The organism is Enterobacter cancerogenus (assembly GCF_019047785.1).
GTDB lineage: Bacteria > Pseudomonadota > Gammaproteobacteria > Enterobacterales > Enterobacteriaceae > Enterobacter > Enterobacter cancerogenus.
The window spans coordinates 3,972,006-3,989,531 of sequence record NZ_CP077290.1 but is presented as its reverse complement, the minus strand read 5'-3'; the positions used below and the strand labels follow the sequence as shown (position 1 = coordinate 3,989,531).

The 17,526-nt window shown below is 54.4% G+C and carries 17 protein-coding genes; 8 read left to right on the top strand and 9 right to left on the bottom strand.

Annotated features, from left to right (window positions below):
* Window positions 1-68: 68 nt before the first annotated feature.
* The 4 genes from rseC to rpoE are packed head-to-tail and all read right to left on the bottom strand — an operon-like array spanning window position 69 to window position 2,752.
* Window positions 69-545, bottom strand: coding sequence for a SoxR-reducing system protein RseC (gene rseC / locus I6L58_RS18845; RefSeq protein ID WP_088207932.1), 477 nt, complete (start codon window positions 543-545; stop codon window positions 69-71).
* The gene (gene rseB / locus I6L58_RS18840) at window positions 542-1,495 is read right to left on the bottom strand and encodes a sigma-E factor regulatory protein RseB (RefSeq protein ID WP_088207931.1); all 954 of its coding nucleotides are present in this window, start codon (window positions 1,493-1,495) and stop codon (window positions 542-544) included. The genes rseC and rseB overlap by 4 nt, the downstream gene beginning before the upstream one ends.
* Window positions 1,495-2,145, bottom strand: a complete 651-nt coding sequence (gene rseA / locus I6L58_RS18835; protein WP_088207930.1) for an anti-sigma-E factor RseA — start codon at window positions 2,143-2,145, stop codon at window positions 1,495-1,497. The genes rseB and rseA overlap by 1 nt, the downstream gene beginning before the upstream one ends.
* Window positions 2,146-2,176: 31 nt before the next feature.
* Window positions 2,177-2,752, bottom strand: a complete 576-nt coding sequence (gene rpoE / locus I6L58_RS18830) for an RNA polymerase sigma factor RpoE (RefSeq protein WP_006176728.1) — start codon at window positions 2,750-2,752, stop codon at window positions 2,177-2,179.
* 425 nt (window positions 2,753-3,177) lie between these two features.
* Here rpoE and nadB point away from each other — a divergent pair, with 425 nt between their 5' ends.
* The gene (gene nadB / locus I6L58_RS18820) at window positions 3,178-4,797 is read left to right on the top strand and encodes an L-aspartate oxidase (RefSeq protein WP_088207929.1); all 1,620 of its coding nucleotides are present in this window, start codon (window positions 3,178-3,180) and stop codon (window positions 4,795-4,797) included.
* On the opposite strand, the gene trmN is transcribed toward nadB, so the two are convergent.
* Window positions 4,782-5,519, bottom strand: coding sequence for a tRNA(1)(Val) (adenine(37)-N(6))-methyltransferase TrmN (trmN, locus tag I6L58_RS18815; protein WP_088207928.1), 738 nt, complete (start codon window positions 5,517-5,519; stop codon window positions 4,782-4,784). The two genes, nadB and trmN, sit on opposite strands and share 16 nt — an antisense overlap.
* Window positions 5,520-5,651: 132 nt before the next feature.
* On the opposite strand from trmN, the gene srmB reads away from it, so the two are divergent.
* On the top strand, window positions 5,652-6,980 hold the full coding sequence (gene srmB, locus I6L58_RS18810; protein ID WP_006176732.1) for an ATP-dependent RNA helicase SrmB: 1,329 nt from the start codon (window positions 5,652-5,654) through the stop codon (window positions 6,978-6,980).
* 53 nt (window positions 6,981-7,033) lie between these two features.
* Here the strand turns inward: srmB and grcA are convergent, their stop codons facing one another.
* Window positions 7,034-7,417, bottom strand: a complete 384-nt coding sequence (grcA, locus tag I6L58_RS18805; RefSeq protein WP_006176733.1) for an autonomous glycyl radical cofactor GrcA — start codon at window positions 7,415-7,417, stop codon at window positions 7,034-7,036.
* Between the two features lie 314 nt (window positions 7,418-7,731).
* On the opposite strand from grcA, the gene ung reads away from it, so the two are divergent.
* Window positions 7,732-8,421, top strand: coding sequence for a uracil-DNA glycosylase (gene ung / locus I6L58_RS18800; protein ID WP_088207927.1), 690 nt, complete (start codon window positions 7,732-7,734; stop codon window positions 8,419-8,421).
* 39 nt (window positions 8,422-8,460) lie between these two features.
* Here ung and I6L58_RS18795 read toward each other — a convergent pair whose 3' ends face one another.
* Window positions 8,461-9,591, bottom strand: a complete 1,131-nt coding sequence (locus tag I6L58_RS18795; protein WP_042320444.1) for a tRNA/rRNA methyltransferase — start codon at window positions 9,589-9,591, stop codon at window positions 8,461-8,463.
* A gap of 193 nt (window positions 9,592-9,784) precedes the next feature.
* Between I6L58_RS18795 and trxC the strand changes: the two genes are divergently transcribed.
* From trxC to I6L58_RS18765, 5 genes are all read left to right on the top strand, one after another.
* The gene (gene trxC, locus I6L58_RS18790; RefSeq protein WP_006176737.1) at window positions 9,785-10,204 is read left to right on the top strand and encodes a thioredoxin TrxC; all 420 of its coding nucleotides are present in this window, start codon (window positions 9,785-9,787) and stop codon (window positions 10,202-10,204) included.
* 70 nt (window positions 10,205-10,274) lie between these two features.
* Window positions 10,275-10,973 (top strand): tRNA-uridine aminocarboxypropyltransferase, encoded by a 699-nt coding sequence (gene tapT, locus I6L58_RS18785; RefSeq protein ID WP_088207926.1) that lies wholly within the window; start codon window positions 10,275-10,277, stop codon window positions 10,971-10,973.
* A 35-nt stretch (window positions 10,974-11,008) separates the two neighbouring features.
* Window positions 11,009-13,672: a bifunctional acetate--CoA ligase family protein/GNAT family N-acetyltransferase gene (locus I6L58_RS18780; protein ID WP_088207925.1), complete on the top strand. Its 2,664-nt coding sequence runs from the start codon at window positions 11,009-11,011 to the stop codon at window positions 13,670-13,672.
* 110 nt (window positions 13,673-13,782) lie between these two features.
* Window positions 13,783-15,138, top strand: a complete 1,356-nt coding sequence (gene pssA / locus I6L58_RS18770) for a CDP-diacylglycerol--serine O-phosphatidyltransferase (protein ID WP_006176740.1) — start codon at window positions 13,783-13,785, stop codon at window positions 15,136-15,138.
* A gap of 45 nt (window positions 15,139-15,183) precedes the next feature.
* Complete coding sequence (locus I6L58_RS18765) at window positions 15,184-15,507, top strand: YfiM family lipoprotein (RefSeq protein ID WP_088207924.1); 324 nt, start codon at window positions 15,184-15,186, stop codon at window positions 15,505-15,507.
* Here the strand turns inward: I6L58_RS18765 and I6L58_RS18760 are convergent.
* Both I6L58_RS18760 and I6L58_RS18755 read right to left on the bottom strand, forming a co-directional pair.
* Window positions 15,504-16,811 carry an MFS transporter gene (locus tag I6L58_RS18760; RefSeq protein WP_088207923.1) on the bottom strand — a complete coding sequence of 436 codons (1,308 nt, stop codon included), beginning with the start codon at window positions 16,809-16,811 and terminating at the stop codon, window positions 15,504-15,506. The two genes, I6L58_RS18765 and I6L58_RS18760, sit on opposite strands and share 4 nt — an antisense overlap.
* 150 nt (window positions 16,812-16,961) lie before the next feature.
* Complete coding sequence (locus I6L58_RS18755) at window positions 16,962-17,414, bottom strand: DUF4385 domain-containing protein (RefSeq protein WP_088207922.1); 453 nt, start codon at window positions 17,412-17,414, stop codon at window positions 16,962-16,964.
* Window positions 17,415-17,526 lie beyond the last annotated feature (112 nt).

Genomic DNA, 17,526 nt, shown 5'->3' with positions numbered 1-17,526 from the left:
AGCCAAGCATAGCGCGAAGAAACGGCGTTTTCTTTTTTGGGATGTAAATAATGATAAAGCCCGGCAGATTACCGGGCCTCAGAAGAGAGCGTTTCAACACGAAGCTGGTCAGGCGCCAGCGCTACGCTGAGAATAACAGGCTGCCACTCTTCGCGGGCGGCAAGCTTAGGCGAGATGCCTTTGGCAAGCCAGAAACCGCCCACACCGCCCAATGCAGCCCCGCACATGGCGGCAATATCGGTACCGAAAAGCATCTGGAATACACCGCCCATGACAAACAGCCCCACCAGCGGAGAAAGGTAAACCAGCATTGCGGAACCCAGCAGGCTGCCTTCGGCAATTCCCAGTTCGACTTTCTGCCCTGCCATCAGAGGCTGTTCGCTCGGCACGGAGAGGGTGTGCGAGGTCTGAGGGCCGAGTTTATTCAGTACCCGGCTTCCGCAACCCGATCTGGAAGCGCAGCTGTTGCAGGATGCTTTCACATCACAGCTAACCAGTGCGATGCCATCCTTCCATGAGACGACGGTAGCCCACTCTTTAATCATTGCGTAGCCTTGAATTTGATGCTGTCGGAAATGCGCTTCGCGGTTTGCGGCGGCAATTCCCCGACGATGGTAATTTCAGCATTTTCACGAACCGTCGTGCTCACCGTCCGGCGGCCGGTACGTAGCATCTGTTCAGAACTGTTAGCCGTGGCACGGTTAATGTTTACCGAGAAGCTGAACAAACCGTCAGAGTAGAGTCGTGACTCAACGGGCGTTTCAATGGTCGGCAACTGACGACGGCTGCTGGACACTTCACTAAACCCTTGCGGGATCCAGGAAGGCACCCAGCTGAAATTGACGGAATCACCCGCAGGGACAGAAAGCAGCGGCGGCAGGCTGGCCTTGGCCAGGTTCTGCATGCTGTTTCCGACCTGGCTGTTAACGCTAAAGGAGATCACGCGGAACTGTTCCAGCGTTTCACCATCACGATCGAGCAGGTCAACGCGCATCGGCAAGTGGGTTTCCGCATCTATCCAGACGATATAGCTGTAGCGCGTACCGTCGCGAGCAACCACGCGGATCACTTCACACAGTCGGTCTGCAATTCGCGTGCGTCCTACCGAGATAAAATCATAGTAAGGGGCAAGTCGCTTAAAATCGGTATAGATAAGTGACGGCAGAGAATCGACGATATAGTCGCCATTCAGGGTAAACGGCTCAAGCCCGGGTTCGAAATAGCTGATTTCGTTCCCCCGCTGAACCACTTCACGCCGTGGGCCATCCATCTGTAAAAGCTGAGCGAGAGGCTGATTATCAAGACGTGCATGGCGATAACGTAACGATTCGACGCCCTGCTTATTGATGCTGATAAATGCCAACTCATAGTTGAGTGACTGGCTGGCCAGATTCATTTGCTGCAACAACGCCCCGGATGAAACATCAGCCGAGGCGTTGGCAGAGAAGAACAGGCTACCCGCCATCAGAGACATGGCGAACCAAAGTTGCTTCATTACTGCGATTGCGTTCCTAAAGTTTGGTTTCCAGGCACCTGCACAGCGGCCTGCTGGGTTTGTGCCTGCTCAAACTGAAGCTGCTCTGAGTGCAGTCGACGCTGCAGCTCATAGTCCTGCAACATCGCATTAATGCGACGACGCTGCTCCTGAACCTGCACTTGCTGTCCGCCGCTGGCGGAGGCCTCTGCAGGAACACCCAGACTTACCGGGCTGGCTTTGCCCATCATCGGCAGCGTATTAAACACTGGCGCTTCAGGCTGCTGGCTGGCTTCAGACTGCGTGTTATAGTGCTGGACACCAACGATAACTGCAAGCGATACGCAAGCCGCCACGCCCATTTGGGTGAGTTGACTGGCCCACGGTCGCACCTTGTGCCAGAACGGCATTTTCTGCCACTGGTGCGGTGCTGGCTGCGCTTCAGGGATCAGCGGAGTGGTCTGATGAACAGGCTCATTCTCAATGGCCGCCATCACGCGGGCTGAGATATCGAAATGGAGAACCTCGCTGGTGTCACCGCGAAGCGCATCACGGATGAGGTGATAACTCTCCCAGGTCTGTTGCATCTCGGAAGAGTGAGAAAGCTCGTTGAGCAACTCACTGTCCAGCGTTTCACCATCCATTAAAGCGGAAAGTTTTTCTTTCTGCATGCCTAATACCTTTTCCAGTATCCCGCTATCGTCAACGCCTGATAAGCGGTTGAACTTTATTATCAATAGCTTCTCGCGCACGGAAAATACGAGAGCGTACCGTGCCAACCGGACAATCCATGATAGCGGCTATCTCTTCATAGCTCAGACCATCAAGCTCCCGCAGGGTAATAGCCATGCGTAAATCTTCCGGGAGCGACTCGATTGTGCGAAAAACGATTTGTCTCAGTTCTTCTGACAACATTAAGTTCTCAGGGTTCGAAATTTCTTTCAATGCGCCGCCACTTTCGAAATTTTCGGCGTCGATTGCGTCCACATCACTTGAAGGTGGACGACGGCCCTGAGCGACCAGATAGTTCTTGGCTGTGTTGACCGCAATACGGTACAGCCAGGTATAAAAAGCACTATCCCCCCGGAACGAATCCAGCGCACGATAGGCCTTAATAAAAGACTCTTGCACCACATCAGGCACGTCACCTGAGGGTACATAGCGGGATACCAGACTCGCCACCTTATGCTGGTAGCGCACTACCAGGAGGTTAAAGGCTTTCTGATCTCCCTTCTGGACCCGTTCAACCAGGACCTGGTCCGTTAACTGCTCGCTCATCCGAGGTAATGTCTCCCCAAACCAAAATTCCACGCGTTATCGAAACGCCACTCTAAAACATCGCACTTTGAGCAAGCACCGAATTAGAGCGTTTATTCTTCAATAAGTTCCGTCACGCTTTTGTTTTTGTTCATCGTGTCGTCGACCGTTCATTTTCTCTCATTATAAGTCGGTTCACGATACATACGCACTTTCTGTCAAGAATGCGCCACTTTACCGCCTGAAGAGTAACGCAACCCGGGTTTTATTTCATCACATAATCTGACGCTAACGATCTGCTTCGCAAAATATTTTCGTTCATTTACCTCCCGTTTACGCCTTGTCACACGTTTAGCCATTGTAACAGCGATTAAAAAAAACGTGCGATATCTCGCAATCAGGTGCTATTCTGGCCTAACTCTGTTTAGTAAATTAAACAACACAACATGAACACTACGCCAGAACTCCATTGTGATGTACTGATTATCGGCAGCGGTGCTGCGGGGCTGTCCCTTGCACTGCGACTGGCCGAACATCAGCGGGTGATCGTACTCAGTAAAGGGCCGATGAGCGAAGGATCGACCTTCTACGCACAGGGCGGCATCGCCGCCGTGTTTGATGAAACCGACAGCATCGCCTCCCACGTAGAAGATACCCTGATTGCCGGTGCCGGGATCGTGGACACCCACGCCGCTGAGTTTGTCGCAGGCAACGCCCGACACTGCGTGCAGTGGCTGATAGACCAGGGCGTGTTATTTGATACCGAAGTTCAGCCCAATGGTGAACAGAGCTATCATCTGACCCGCGAGGGTGGGCACAGCCATCGCCGCATCCTTCATGCTGCCGATGCCACCGGTAAAGCGGTCGAAACCACGCTGGTGAGTAAGGCCCTGAGCCATCCCAATATCCAGATCCTTGAGCGCAGTAATGCAGTGGATCTCATTATCTCCGATAAAATTGGCCTGCCGGGCACGCGGCGCGTGGTCGGAGCTTGGGTATGGAATCGTAATAAAGAGAAAGTTGAAACCTGCCGCGCTAAAGCGGTTGTGCTGGCAACGGGCGGGGCTTCTAAGGTCTATCAATACACGACGAATCCGGACATTTCTTCAGGCGATGGCATCGCGATGGCATGGCGGGCCGGATGCCGCGTGGCGAATCTTGAATTTAATCAGTTCCATCCTACTGCTCTGTACCATCCCCAGGCGCGCAACTTCCTGCTGACGGAAGCCCTGCGCGGCGAAGGCGCTTACCTTAAGCGCCCGGACGGCTCGCGCTTTATGCCGGACTTTGATGACAGAGGCGAACTCGCCCCGCGCGACATTGTCGCCCGCGCTATCGATCATGAAATGAAGCGCCTTGGCGTCGATTGCATGTATCTTGATATCAGCCATAAGCCGCCTGAATTTATTCGCCAGCACTTTCCGACAATCGACGAAAAACTGCGGGGTCTGGGTATAGATTTGACCCGCGATCCGGTTCCTGTCGTTCCCGCTGCCCACTATACCTGTGGCGGTGTGATGGTTGACGATCACGGGCGTACCGATGTGGATGGCTTATATGCCATCGGTGAGGTGAGTTACACCGGGCTGCATGGCGCTAACCGGATGGCGTCCAACTCGCTACTGGAGTGTCTGGTCTATGGATGGTCTGCTGCGGAAGATATCACCAAACGCATGCCGTATGCCCGCCAGACGGAGCACTTGCCCTCCTGGGACGAAAGTCGGGTGGAGAATCCGGATGAGCTGGTCGTCATTCAGCATAACTGGCATGAGCTGAGACTCTTCATGTGGGACTACGTGGGGATTGTGCGAACGACTAAGCGCCTTGAACGTGCGTTACGCCGCATCACGATGCTGCAACAAGAGATAGATGAATACTACGCCAACTTCCGCGTATCCAATAATCTGCTGGAGCTGCGCAACCTGGTTCAGGTGGCTGAGCTGATCGTTCGCTGCGCGATGATGCGTAAAGAGAGCCGTGGCCTGCACTATACCCTGGACTATCCTGATGCTTTACCGACATCCGGCCCGTCGATCCTGTCGCCACATACTCACATAAACAGATAAAAAGCCTGGGTCAGGGCAGTGTAATCTTCGGAATAGCGCTGGTCTGGCCCGCGAATCACCATCCGGTCAGTAAAGCACTCCCCTTCTTTCGGGGAGAGCGCCAGCAGCACGCGATGCGGCAAACGCCCTTCGGTATCGGAGATATCAGTCCGCAAACGGAGTTTCCACCCTATCTGCTGCGCAATCTCAATAAAGGTGTTGCCGGTACTTTCCGGCAGTACGACGCAGAAAAAACCCTCTTCCGCGATCAGCTCTGCGGCACTGGTTAGCAGCGCCTTATGATCAAGCGAGCCGGTGTAGCGGGCCTGTTCACGTTCCGGTGTACCGCATTCCACGCCGGGTTCAAAATAGGGCGGGTTGCTGACGATAAGATCGTAACGCGCCGTCTGCTCTGGTGCCCAGGCAAGTACATCAGCACACTTGACGTTAATACGCTTCGCCCAGGGTGATTCGGCTGCATTTTCACTCGCCTGGCCTGCCGCCTGCGCGTCCAGCTCGACGGCATCAATCGTGACGTGATTTTTGGTGCGCTGTGCCAGCATTAATGCCAGAAGCCCGCTCCCGGTTCCGATATCCAGAATACGCGTAGCCTCGGCGACGGGTGCCCAGGCCCCCAGTAAAATAGCATCAGTGCCGACTTTCATCGCGCAGCGGTCGTGAGCAACAAAGAACTGTTTAAATGTGAAACCATCGCGGCGCAATTGCGCTTTGAGTTGAGACATGTTGGGGCAACCTTCAGAACGAAACTGGAGTAGCATAGGGGAAAGCGATGTGGCCGAAAAGCGATATCCATACAAACAGATGAAGATTACAGCCGTAACGTCTATAATCAGCGCCCCACACAGAGGTAGAACATGACTGTAACGACTTTTTCCGAACTTGAACTCGATGAAAGCCTGCTCAATGCACTTGAGAGCAAAGGCTTTACACGCCCGACCGCCATTCAGGCCGCGGCCATTCCGCCTGCGCTTGAAGGCCGCGATGTGCTCGGTTCTGCGCCAACCGGCACGGGGAAAACAGCAGCCTATTTGCTGCCTGTGTTGCAGCACCTGCTCGATTTCCCGCGTAAAAAATCTGGCCCACCGCGTATTTTGATCCTGACGCCAACCCGCGAACTGGCGATGCAGGTTGCCGATCACGCGCGTGAGCTTGCGGCTAATACCCATCTGGACATTGCCACGATCACCGGCGGCGTTGCGTATATGAACCACGCCGAAGTGTTCAGCGAGAACCAGGACATCGTCGTTGCAACGACGGGCCGCCTGCTGCAATACATTAAAGAAGAGAACTTCGACTGCCGCGCGGTTGAAACCCTGATCCTCGATGAAGCTGACCGTATGCTGGACATGGGCTTTGCCCAGGATATCGAGCACATTGCAGGTGAAACGCGCTGGCGTAACCAGACGATGCTGTTCTCTGCGACCCTCGAAGGGGACGCCATCAAAGATTTCGCAGAACGTCTGCTGGAAGACCCGGTAGAAGTGTCTGCTACGCCGTCCACACGCGAGCGCAAAAAGATCCACCAGTGGTATTACCGTGCGGATAATCTTGAGCACAAAATTGAACTGCTCAAGCAGCTGCTGAAGCAGGAAGATGCGACCCGTACCATCGTGTTTGTGCGTAAACGCGAGCGTGTGCATGAGCTGGCAGAGATCCTGCGTAACGCCGGGATCAACAACTGTTATCTCGAAGGCGAGATGGCGCAGGTTAAGCGTACCGAAGGGATTAAGCGCCTGACCGATGGCCGCGTGAACGTGCTGGTAGCCACCGACGTCGCGGCGCGCGGGATCGACATTCCGGATGTCAGTCATGTCATCAACTTTGATATGCCGCGCAGCGGTGATACCTATCTGCACCGTATCGGTCGTACCGGACGTGCGGGCCGTAAAGGTATTGCGATTTCCCTGGTTGAAGCACATGACCATCTGCTGCTGCAGAAAATTGGCCGCTACGTCGACGAACCGCTGAAATCGCGGGTGATTGACGGGTTGCGTCCAACCACGCGTGCCCCGAGTGAAAAAATGACGGGTAAACCGTCTAAAAAAGCGCTCGCGAAGCGTGCCGAGAGAAAAGAGAAAGAAAAAGAGAAGCCGCGCGTGAAGCAGCGCCACCGCGACACCAAAAACGTAGGTAAACGTCGCAAGCCAAGCTCAGCTGCGCCTGAGACGAAAACTGAAGAATAAAAAAAGCCGGGGAAATCCCCGGCTTTTTTATGCCACCCCCGTGGCTGAGACCCTTACAGACTTTCAGTAAAGGTACGCGCAATAACGTCGCGCTGCTGCTCTGGCGTCAGCGAGTTGAAACGTACCGCATAGCCAGACACACGGATGGTCAGCTGTGGATATTTTTCCGGATGCTCAACGGCATCCATCAGCGTTTCGCGACGCAGAACGTTGACGTTCAGGTGCTGACCGCCTTCCACGCGCACTTCCGGTTGCACTTCCATCGGAATTTCACGGTATTCGATTTCGCCCAGCTTGTTCACCGGAACGATTTCATCTTCAGCAAAACCGGCTTTCGCTACTACACAGCGTGCTTCATTTTTTTCGCTGTCCAGCAGCCAGAAAGAGTTCAGCAGGTCGTCATTTGCAGCTTTAGTAATCTGGATACCCGTAATCATGTGATGCCTCCCTTAGGCTACATTAACTGGTGTCGGCCTCACGCGGCCAATTGGTAAAACCATTGTTGCTTGTGTGTATATATATCATTCACCCCTGCGAGATTTATTGATTTAAATCAACAAAAACACCAACCACATAAAGAGTGTGGTTTGATTTTATTGTTTTAGATCAATTTCGAACCTTACCAATTCAAACCATGGCATAGACTTTCAAATAAAATTTAAAGGGTTAGCGTGATTTTCCGACCCGAAATTTTGCTCGCCGGGATTTAGCAGTTAAGCTAGGCACAGATGAAAATTCGCAGGAGAGCGAGATGACAACCCCGTTAACGTGGCACGATGTGCTGGCCGAAGAGAAACAGCAGCCCTATTTTATCAATACGCTTAGCACAGTTGCCGCAGAGCGGCAGGCGGGCCAGACGATCTATCCGCCGCAAAAGGATGTTTTCAACGCGTTTCGCTATACCGAACTGGGCAACGTCAAAGTGGTGATCCTTGGTCAGGACCCCTACCATGGGCCAGGACAGGCGCATGGCCTGGCGTTTTCCGTGCGTCCTGGCGTTGCCATTCCCCCTTCCCTGTTGAATATGTATAAAGAGCTCGAAGCGACGATACCCGGGTTTACCCGGCCAAATCACGGCTACCTGGAAAGCTGGGCGCGCCAGGGCGTACTGCTGTTGAACACCGTGCTCACGGTGCGTGCCGGGCAGGCGCATTCCCATGCCAGCCTGGGGTGGGAAACCTTTACGGATAAGGTGATAAGCCTGATTAACGAGCATCGCGAAGGGGTCGTATTTTTACTCTGGGGATCGCATGCGCAGAAGAAAGGGGCGATCATCGACAGGCAGCGTCATCACGTTCTTAAAGCGCCGCACCCGTCACCGCTCTCTGCCCATCGCGGTTTCTTTGGCAGTAATCACTTTGTTCTGGCGAATGAATGGCTGGAGAAACGTGGCGAAACGCCGATTGACTGGATGCCTGTGTTGCCGGCTGAGGGTGAATAAATATTGAATGTGCCGGGTCAGGCCCGGCACATAAGAGGCTTATGCCTTATTCTGACGCCACCATTCGGCCAGCAATACGCCGGTCGCGACGGACACGTTGAGGCTTTCAACATTACCCGTACCGTCGATGGAGACACTAAGATCGGCGCTGGACAGCGCTGCATCAGACAGGCCATCACGCTCCTGACCTAACACCAGCACCATTTTACGCGGCAGCGTTGCTTTAAACAGCGGCGTAGCGGCATGGCTGGAAGTGGTCACGATGGAGTAGCCCGCTTTGCGGAACTGCTCAATTGCGTCAAGAACGCTGTCGCCGGTGATCGGCTGAACATGTTCCGCTCCGCCTTCTGCGGTACGGATCGCCGCGCCGGATTCCAGCAGGGCAGCATCCTGCAGCAGGACACCTTTCACGCCGAAGTGCGCGCAGCTGCGCATCATCGCGCCCAGGTTGTGCGGGTTGCCCACATCTTCCAGCGCCAGCACGCAGTCATCCGCTTCAGCCTGGCTAACCCACTGCTGCACGGTAGTACCGTTACGTTTTTTGATCAGGAAACAGACGCCGCCGTGGTGTTCCGTACCGGATGCTTTCGTCAGCTCGGCATCATCCACCACATGGTAGGCCTTACGGTTTGCCGCCATCCAGCGTAACGCTTCTTTGAAGCGTGGGGTCACGCTCTGGATGAACCAGGCGCGGACGATGCACTCAGGTCGGCTCTGGAACAGGGCCTGACAGGCGTTTTCGCCATAAACGCGGGTCTCTTCTGCACGCTGGCGGCGCAGAACTTCCGGATCGATAAAGCTTTTGCCGCTGATCCCGCCGTGATCGGCTTTCTCTGGCGTCTCTTCGCCAGGTGCGCGCGACACGGTACGCCACGGTGAGGCATTATCACGCGAATAGTCATCACGCGGACGATCGTCGCGAGGGCGGTCATTACGTGGACGATCGCTGCGTGGACGGTCATCGCGTTTGCGATCGTCACGTTTGCGGTCATCGCCGCGGTTATTTCTGTCATCGCGGGCGGGGCGACGGCCACCGTCTGCACGAGAAGACGCCGGACGCCCGCCCCCTTTTCCGGTACGCGGATTTTGGGTGCGTTTATCTGAGTCATCATCACTGCGGACATACATCACTTTGACCTTGCCGCTTTTGTTTTTCATTTCGTCGTTCATGCTTTTCTCCACCAGCGCTGCGCGAAGCGCGCAGATTACCCGATGTGCAAGCTCATAGCCATAATTTCGTACAAAAGCCTGTGACTATTGTTCTCATTGAATAAAACGCATTGTCGTTTCAAACAGGCTCATTGATAATATGTAACATATAAGAAACATTCTCGGCATTCTGCCGCTGTATCAGAGGTTAGTTATGAATACCGTATGTGCCAACTGTCAGGCCCTGAATCGTATTCCGGACGATCGTATTGACGATGCCGCTAAATGCGGACGCTGTGGTCACGAACTGTTTGATGGCGATGTCATTAACGCGACGGGTGCTACGCTGGACAAACTCCTCAAGGACGATCTCCCGGTGGTTGTCGATTTTTGGGCGCCGTGGTGTGGTCCGTGCCGTAACTTCGCGCCGGTATTTGAAGACGTGGCGGAGGAACGTAGCGGTAAAATGCGTTTTGTGAAGGTGAACACCGAAGCGGAACGTGAGTTAAGCGCCCGTTTTCGCATTCGCAGCATCCCTACCATCATGATCTTTAAAAATGGTGAAGTGATTGACATGCTGAACGGTGCGGTTCCTAAAGCACCTTTTGAAAGCTGGTTGAACGAGTCACTCTAACATTCCCCGGGGCACATCTTGTGCCCCGCTCCCGCCTCTGCGAAAATAGCGTTTTTCCTGTGTTTCGCCCATGACTGATAACGCTGTCCTGCAACTGCGCGCCGAACGACTCGCCCGCGCCACTCGCCCTTTTCTTGCCCGAGGCAATCGTATTCGCCGCTGCCAGCGCTGCCTGCTTCCGCTCAAGGTCTGCCTGTGCGACACGCTGGCTCCCTGCCCCGCCGAAAGCCGCTTTTGCCTGGTGATGTTCGATACCGAACCCATGAAGCCCAGCAATACCGGGCGTCTGATCGCCGATATCCTGCCCGATACCGCCGCGTTCCAGTGGTCGCGAACGGAGCCGCCACAGGCACTGCTGGACCTGGTCGCCCATCCTGACTATCAGCCGATGGTGGTTTTTCCGGCCTCCTATGCCGGAGAACAGCGTGAAGTTCTCTCTGCGCCGCCGTCAGGCAAACCGCCGCTGTTTATCATGCTGGATGGCACCTGGACCGAAGCCCGAAAAATGTTTCGTAAAAGCCCGTATCTGGATGCCTTACCGGTGATCTCCGTTGATTTATCCCGCGTCTCGGCCTATCGCCTGCGGGAAGCGCACGCTGACGGGCAATACTGCACCGCAGAAGTGGCCATCGCGCTGCTGGATTTGGCCGGGGATACCGCTGCCGCCACCGCGCTTGGCAACCACTTCTCCTGTTTTCGCGAACGCTATCTGGCGGGAAAAACCATTCATAAGGGCAGCGTCACAGCAGCAGAGTCAGAAAGCGTTTAAAATCATCAGGTCGCTTGCATTCACAGGAGAGTTGCATGAGCCAGCGAGGGTTAGAAGCGCTATTACGTCCAAAGTCCATTGCCGTTATTGGCGCCTCGATGAAACCGGATCGCGCAGGTTATCTGATGATGCGCAATCTCCTGGCCGGTGGGTTCAGTGGCCCTGTTCTGCCCGTCACGCCCGCTTATAAGGCGGTTCTGGGCGTGCTGGCGTGGCCCGATGTGCCCAGTCTGCCATTCATACCCGACCTCGCCGTCCTCTGTACCCATGCTAAGCGTAATCTGGAGTTACTGGAGTCGCTTGGGCAAAAGGGGTGTAAAACCTGCATTATTCTCTCGTCTCCTCCTGAACAGCAGGCCGAGCTACTGGCCTGTGCCGGACGCTTTCAGATGCGGATCCTTGGCCCGAACAGTCTGGGCCTCCTTGCCCCCTGGCAGGGTCTGAACGCCAGCTTCTCACCGGTGCCGATTCGCAAAGGTAAACTGGCGTTTATTTCGCAGTCTGCTGCCGTATCGAACACGATTCTGGACTGGGCGCAGCAGCGGGAAATGGGGTTTTCCTACTTTATTGCGTTGGGTGACAGCCTCGATATTGACGTTGACGAGCTGCTGGACTTCCTGGCGCGTGACAGCAAAACCAGCGCAATTCTGCTCTACCTGGAGCATCTCAGCGATGCCCGTCGTTTTGTCTCAGCGGCCCGAAGCGCGTCACGTAACAAACCGATTCTGGTAATCAAAAGCGGACGCAGCCCCGCCGCGCAACGGTTGCTTCATTCCCACTCGGGCATGGATCCCGCCTGGGACGCGGCGATCCAGCGCGCTGGGTTGTTGCGTGTACAGGATACCCATGAGCTCTTTTCCGCCGTTGAGACCTTAAGCCACATGCGTCCGCTGCGCGGTGAGAAACTGATGATCGTCAGTAACGGCGCAGCGCCCGCGGCGCTGGCACTGGATGAACTGTGGCTGCGCAATGGAAAGCTGGCAACGCTCGGAGACGAGACGCTTCAGCGCCTGCGAGACGCTCTGCCTGCCAGCGTTACCCCGGGCAATCCACTCGATTTACGCGACGATGCCAGTAGCGAGCGATACATCACCGCGCTTTCCATTCTGCTGGATAGCCAGGACTTTGACGCGCTGATGATTATCCACTCGCCCAGTGCCGCAGCGCCAGGTAGCGACAGCGCGCGAGCACTCATTGAGGCGGTAAAACGTCATCCTCGCGGAAAATACGTCACGCTACTGACGAACTGGTGCGGCGAATTTTCGTCTCAGGAGGCGCGACGGTTGTTCAGCGAGGCCGGGTTACCCACGTACCGTACCCCGGAAGGCACCATTACCGCGTTTATGCATATGGTTGAATATCGCCGTAATCAAAAGCAGCTCCGTGAAACACCCGCCCTGCCTGGCAATCTGACGGCTAACGCGGTGGATGTCCATCGACTGCTGCACCAGGCTATCGCGGAAGGCGCAACGTCCCTGGATACCCACGAAGTGCAGCCTATTCTTGGCAGTTATGGTATTCAGACGCTCCCCACCTGGATTGCCAGCGACAGCGCCGAGGCGGTCCATATTGCCGAGCAACTCGGCTATCCGGTTGCCCTCAAGCTTCGCTCGCCCGATATTCCGCATAAGTCAGATGTTCAGGGGGTAATGCTGTATCTGCGAACTGCGGCAGAAGTGCAGCAGGCGGCGGATGCCATTTTCGATCGCGTCAAAATGGCCTGGCCTCAGGCACGGATCCACGGCCTGCTGGTCCAAAGCATGGCTAATCGGGCGGGCGCGCAGGAACTGCGGGTTGTGGTCGAGCACGACCCGGTCTTTGGCCCGCTCATCATGCTGGGTGAGGGTGGCGTTGAATGGCGACCGGAGGAACAGGCCGTGGTGGCGCTGCCGCCGCTCAACATGAACCTGGCGCGCTATCTGATCATTCAGGCGATTAAGAGTAAAAAAATCCGTGGCCGAAGCGCCCTGCGCCCGCTTGATATTGCCGGTTTAAGCCAGTTTCTGGTGCAGGTCTCTAACCTGATCGTTGATTGTGCGGAGATCCAGCGGCTGGATATTCATCCCCTGCTCGCCTCCGGAAATGAATTTACCGCGCTTGACGTCACGCTGGATATTGCGCCTTTTGACGGAGACAGTGAAAGCCGCCTCGCCATTCGCCCTTATCCTCTACATCTTGAAGAGTGGGTCGAGATGAAGAATGGGGAGCGGGCGCTGTTTCGCCCTATCCTGCCGGAAGATGAACCCCAGTTGCGGTTCTTCATTTCGCAGGTGACCAAAGAGGATCTTTACTATCGCTACTTTAGCGAAATCAATGAATTTACCCACGATGATTTAGCCAATATGACGCAGATCGACTACGATCGAGAAATGGCGTTTGTGGCGGTTCGCCGGACTGACAGCGGGGATGAGATCCTTGGCGTCACGCGTGCGATCTCTGATCCGGATAATGTGGATGCAGAGTTTGCCGTCCTGGTGCGTTCCGATCTGAAGGGGCTGGGTCTGGGAAGACGACTGCTTGAAAAGCTTATCAGCTATACGCGCGATCATGGATTGTTACGCCTGAACGGCATTACTATGCCAAACAATCGCGGCATGGTGACACTCGCGCGCAAACTCGGTTTTGATGTTGATATCCAGCTGGATGAAGGCATTGTTTCCCTTTCGCTCAGCCTTATATCCGTGGGTAAACAAGAGTAAGCTACTGGAAATGTTGCCCACTTTGGACGGTACTGGTGGTATCATTGCCCGCTTATGTTGTTTGCATGATACATACAACCCTTCAATGAACAGAGAAGAAACGCACTGTGATGTTGTCAAAATTTAAGCGTAATAAACATCAACAACACCTTGCTCAACTACCGAAGATTTCTCAGTCAGTTGATGATGTCGAATTCTTTTATGCTCCCGCTGATTTTCGGGAGACGCTTCTGGAAAAGATTGCCAGTGCGACGCGACGTATCTGTATCGTGGCGCTGTATCTTGAACAAGATGAAGGTGGGCGCGCTATTCTGAACGCGCTCTATGAAGCGAAACGTCAGCGTCCGGAACTGGACGTTCGCGTGCTCGTCGACTGGCACCGTGGCCAGCGCGGGCGCATTGGCGCTGCGGCGTCAAACACCAATGCTGACTGGTACTGCCGCACGGCGCAGGAAAATCCTGGCGTCGATGTGCCTGTTTACGGCGTGCCGGTGAATACCCGCGAAGCGCTGGGCGTGCTGCATTTCAAAGGATTTATCATTGATGACAGCGTGCTGTACAGCGGCGCCAGTCTGAATGATGTCTATCTTCATCAGCTCGATAAGTACCGTTACGACCGCTATCATCTTATCCGCAATCCGCAGATGGCGGACATCATGTTCAACTGGGTTGATAAATACCTTGTGCATGGCCGGGGCGTAAACCGTCTTGACGATCCGCAGCGCCCTAAAAGCCCGGAAATTAAAAACGACGTGCGTTCCTTCCGCCAGGAGCTGCGCGACGCGGTCTATCACTTCCAGGGTGATGCCAATAACGAAGAGCTCTCCGTTACGCCACTGGTCGGTTTGGGCAAATCCAGCCTGCTGAACAAGACTATCTTCCATCTGATGCCGTGTGCAGAGCAAAAGCTTACGATCTGCACACCCTACTTTAACCTGCCTGCCGTGCTGGTGCGGAATATCATTCAGCTGCTGCGTGATGGCAAGAAAGTGGAAATTATCGTTGGGGATAAAACGGCTAACGACTTCTTTATTCCGGAAGATCAGCCCTTCAAGATCATCGGCGCACTGCCTTATCTCTATGAGATCAACCTGCGTCGCTTCCTGAGCCGTTTACAGTACTATGTAAACACAGACCAGCTGGTTGTGCGCCTGTGGAAAGATGAAGACAATAGCTATCATCTCAAAGGCATGTGGGTGGACGATGAGTGGATGCTGCTGACCGGCAACAACCTCAACCCTCGCGCCTGGCGGCTGGATCTGGAAAACGCCATTCTGATCCACGATCCGCAGCACGAACTGGCGGCGAAGCGTGAACGCGAGCTGGAACTGATCCGCACGCATACGACCGTTGTGCGCCATTACCGCGATCTGCAGAGCATTGCGGATTACCCGGTAAAAGTCCGCAAGCTGATTCGTCGCTTACGTCGGATCCGTATCGACCGCCTTATCAGCCGTATTCTGTAATATTCCGGCCCTGTCATCGACAGGGCTTTTTTATGGAGCCTGTTGATGCGTATCCTTCTCCTGCTTATCTCCCTTTGCCTGACCGGATGCAGCCATATGGCGAACGACAGCTGGACAGGCCAGGACAAAGCTCAACACTTTATTGCTTCTGCGATGTTGTCCGCTGCGGGTAATGAAGTCGCGCAGCACCAGGGTTACAGCCGGGATCGCAGCGCAGCCATCGGATTGATGTTCTCCGTCAGCCTTGGCGCATCTAAAGAGTTTTGGGACAGTCGTCCGGCGGGAACCGGCTGGAGCTGGAAAGATTTTGCCTGGGACGTAGCCGGTGCAACAACCGGCTACGCGGTATGGCAGATGGCCCATTATTAAAGGCGAATACCCTTACCCTTGCGATGCAGCATCAGTGAGACGATAAAGGCCAACGCCCCCATTACGGTGACATACCAGAAGAACGTTGTCTCACTGCCCCACGATTTAAGCGACAGCGCGACGTACTCCGCTGACCCACCAAATAGCGCGTTAGCCACCGCATACGACAGCCCTACCCCGAGCGCCCTGACCTGGGCCGGGAACATCTCTGCTTTCAATATCCCGCTGATTGACGTGTAAAAACTGACGATGACCAGTGCAACCATGATCAGTCCAAAAGCAGCATAAGGTGAGGTGGTATGCTGCAGCGCGCTTAATAGCGGGACGGTACCGAGCGTCAGTAAACTGCCAAAAATGAGCATTGAGGTTCGGCGGCCTATCTTATCGGATAGCGCACCGATAGCAGGCTGAATAAGCATAAAGACCAGTAGGGCGACTGTCATGACCACGCTTGCCACGTTAGCGTGCATGCCGGAGGTATTGACCAGATACTTTTGCATATAAGTGGTGAAGGTGTAGAAGCTCAACGACCCCGCGGCGGTAAAACCGAGCACCATTAAAAAGGCTTTACGGTTACGCCACAGCCCTTTGAGAGACCCGGCCTCTTTCAGTGCCCTGACCTCTTGTTGAGAGGTTTCGTCCAGTTGGCGGCGCAGCCAGAGAGCCACAACCGCCAGAGCGGCCCCCATCGCAAATGGGATGCGCCAGCCCCAGGCGCGAAGATCTGCATCGCTAAGAATATGTTGAAGCATCACCACAACGAGCAGAGCAAGCAGTTGCCCGCCGATTAGCGTGACATACTGGAATGAAGCATAGAACCCTTTGCGCCCTTCAACAGCGACTTCACTCATGTATGTCGCGCTGGTGCCGTACTCGCCGCCAACAGAAAGTCCCTGGAACAGACGTGCCAGCAGGAGCAACGCGGGTGCCCAGGTGCCGATTACGTTATATCCGGGCAGGCAGGCAATGACCAGCGAACCCACGCACATCATGCAGACCGATATGAGCATTGAGGTCTTTCGCCCTTTCCTGTCGGCGATACGGCCGAACAACCACCCGCCAATTGGACGCATCAAAAACCCGGCGGCAAAGACGCCTGCGGTTTGCAGAAGCTGTGTGGTGGTATTACCGGATGGGAAAAAGATATGCGCGAAGTAGAGAGAGCAGAATGAATAAACGTAAAAATCGAACCACTCTACCAGGTTCCCCGATGAAGCCCCAACAATTGCCCAAACCCGACGGCGGGTATCTTTCGCCGTTAAGTTTGTGTTTTCCGTATCTGTACTTGCTACGGTTTCTGTCATTTTAAATCCCCTGTCTCACATTGCGGGCCAGTGCCCACCCACAGTAAAACCGGATTTAAAACGAACCGTTAGGTAAAAGAAATGTTTCCAATATGTTTCATTAAGTTTTGTGAAGTTGATCAGATATTGAATTATTAGCGAACGTAGTAATTATCCCCACTTACGTTGATGCGCTTTTTTCCTCTGCAAATAATCATCGTCCCCACGGATCTTATCCCACCACGCTTTGAATACCGCAGCGGCTTCAGCTTTTACCGGATCGTGATCGAGGGGTTTGACCTGACGCTCCTCATCGTACTTTTTACCGCCTTTATGGTTGGCATATCGCCGGGCGCGCGTATAGCCCATCTGAATGAATTTTCGAGCCATATCCATGCCAACAAAGTCGTTCTGCTGGCGGTATTCTTCAAACAGGGCATATATCTCTTTTGCAGAACGCGCCGCCACTTCAGCATTTTTGTAGCGCCAGTAAGGAAGGATTTCGCTTTTATAAGGCTCGACCATCAAAACGCCCTGTTCACCCCGGCCAACCTGGTACAGTTCGGGACGTTCGCGAAAATTAATGTTGGCAAAATCTTGCTGATAATCAAATGGACGGGTCAAAGCGGCACCATTGTTAAAGTCTTTTTAACAATTTTAGACGGCAATGAAGAAAAGGTGTTGAGGTTTTTGGGGTACAAAAACGCAAAAAGGCCATCCTTCCGGATGGCCTCTT

Excerpts from the sequence above, each read along its gene's own strand:
- rseC (WP_088207932.1), bottom strand. The coding sequence starts at position 545 with ATGATTAAAGAGTGGGCTACCGTCGTCTCATGGAAGGATGGCATCGCA.
- rseB (WP_088207931.1), bottom strand. The coding sequence starts at position 1,495 with ATGAAGCAACTTTGGTTCGCCATGTCTCTGATGGCGGGTAGCCTGTTC.
- rseA (WP_088207930.1), bottom strand. The coding sequence starts at position 2,145 with ATGCAGAAAGAAAAACTTTCCGCTTTAATGGATGGTGAAACGCTGGAC.
- rpoE (WP_006176728.1), bottom strand. The coding sequence starts at position 2,752 with ATGAGCGAGCAGTTAACGGACCAGGTCCTGGTTGAACGGGTCCAGAAG.
- nadB (WP_088207929.1), top strand. The coding sequence starts at position 3,178 with ATGAACACTACGCCAGAACTCCATTGTGATGTACTGATTATCGGCAGC.
- trmN (WP_088207928.1), bottom strand. The coding sequence starts at position 5,519 with ATGTCTCAACTCAAAGCGCAATTGCGCCGCGATGGTTTCACATTTAAA.
- srmB (WP_006176732.1), top strand. The coding sequence starts at position 5,652 with ATGACTGTAACGACTTTTTCCGAACTTGAACTCGATGAAAGCCTGCTC.
- grcA (WP_006176733.1), bottom strand. The coding sequence starts at position 7,417 with ATGATTACGGGTATCCAGATTACTAAAGCTGCAAATGACGACCTGCTG.
- ung (WP_088207927.1), top strand. The coding sequence starts at position 7,732 with ATGACAACCCCGTTAACGTGGCACGATGTGCTGGCCGAAGAGAAACAG.
- I6L58_RS18795 (WP_042320444.1), bottom strand. The coding sequence starts at position 9,591 with ATGAACGACGAAATGAAAAACAAAAGCGGCAAGGTCAAAGTGATGTAT.
- trxC (WP_006176737.1), top strand. The coding sequence starts at position 9,785 with ATGAATACCGTATGTGCCAACTGTCAGGCCCTGAATCGTATTCCGGAC.
- tapT (WP_088207926.1), top strand. The coding sequence starts at position 10,275 with ATGACTGATAACGCTGTCCTGCAACTGCGCGCCGAACGACTCGCCCGC.
- I6L58_RS18780 (WP_088207925.1), top strand. The coding sequence starts at position 11,009 with ATGAGCCAGCGAGGGTTAGAAGCGCTATTACGTCCAAAGTCCATTGCC.
- pssA (WP_006176740.1), top strand. The coding sequence starts at position 13,783 with ATGTTGTCAAAATTTAAGCGTAATAAACATCAACAACACCTTGCTCAA.
- I6L58_RS18765 (WP_088207924.1), top strand. The coding sequence starts at position 15,184 with ATGCGTATCCTTCTCCTGCTTATCTCCCTTTGCCTGACCGGATGCAGC.
- I6L58_RS18760 (WP_088207923.1), bottom strand. The coding sequence starts at position 16,811 with ATGACAGAAACCGTAGCAAGTACAGATACGGAAAACACAAACTTAACG.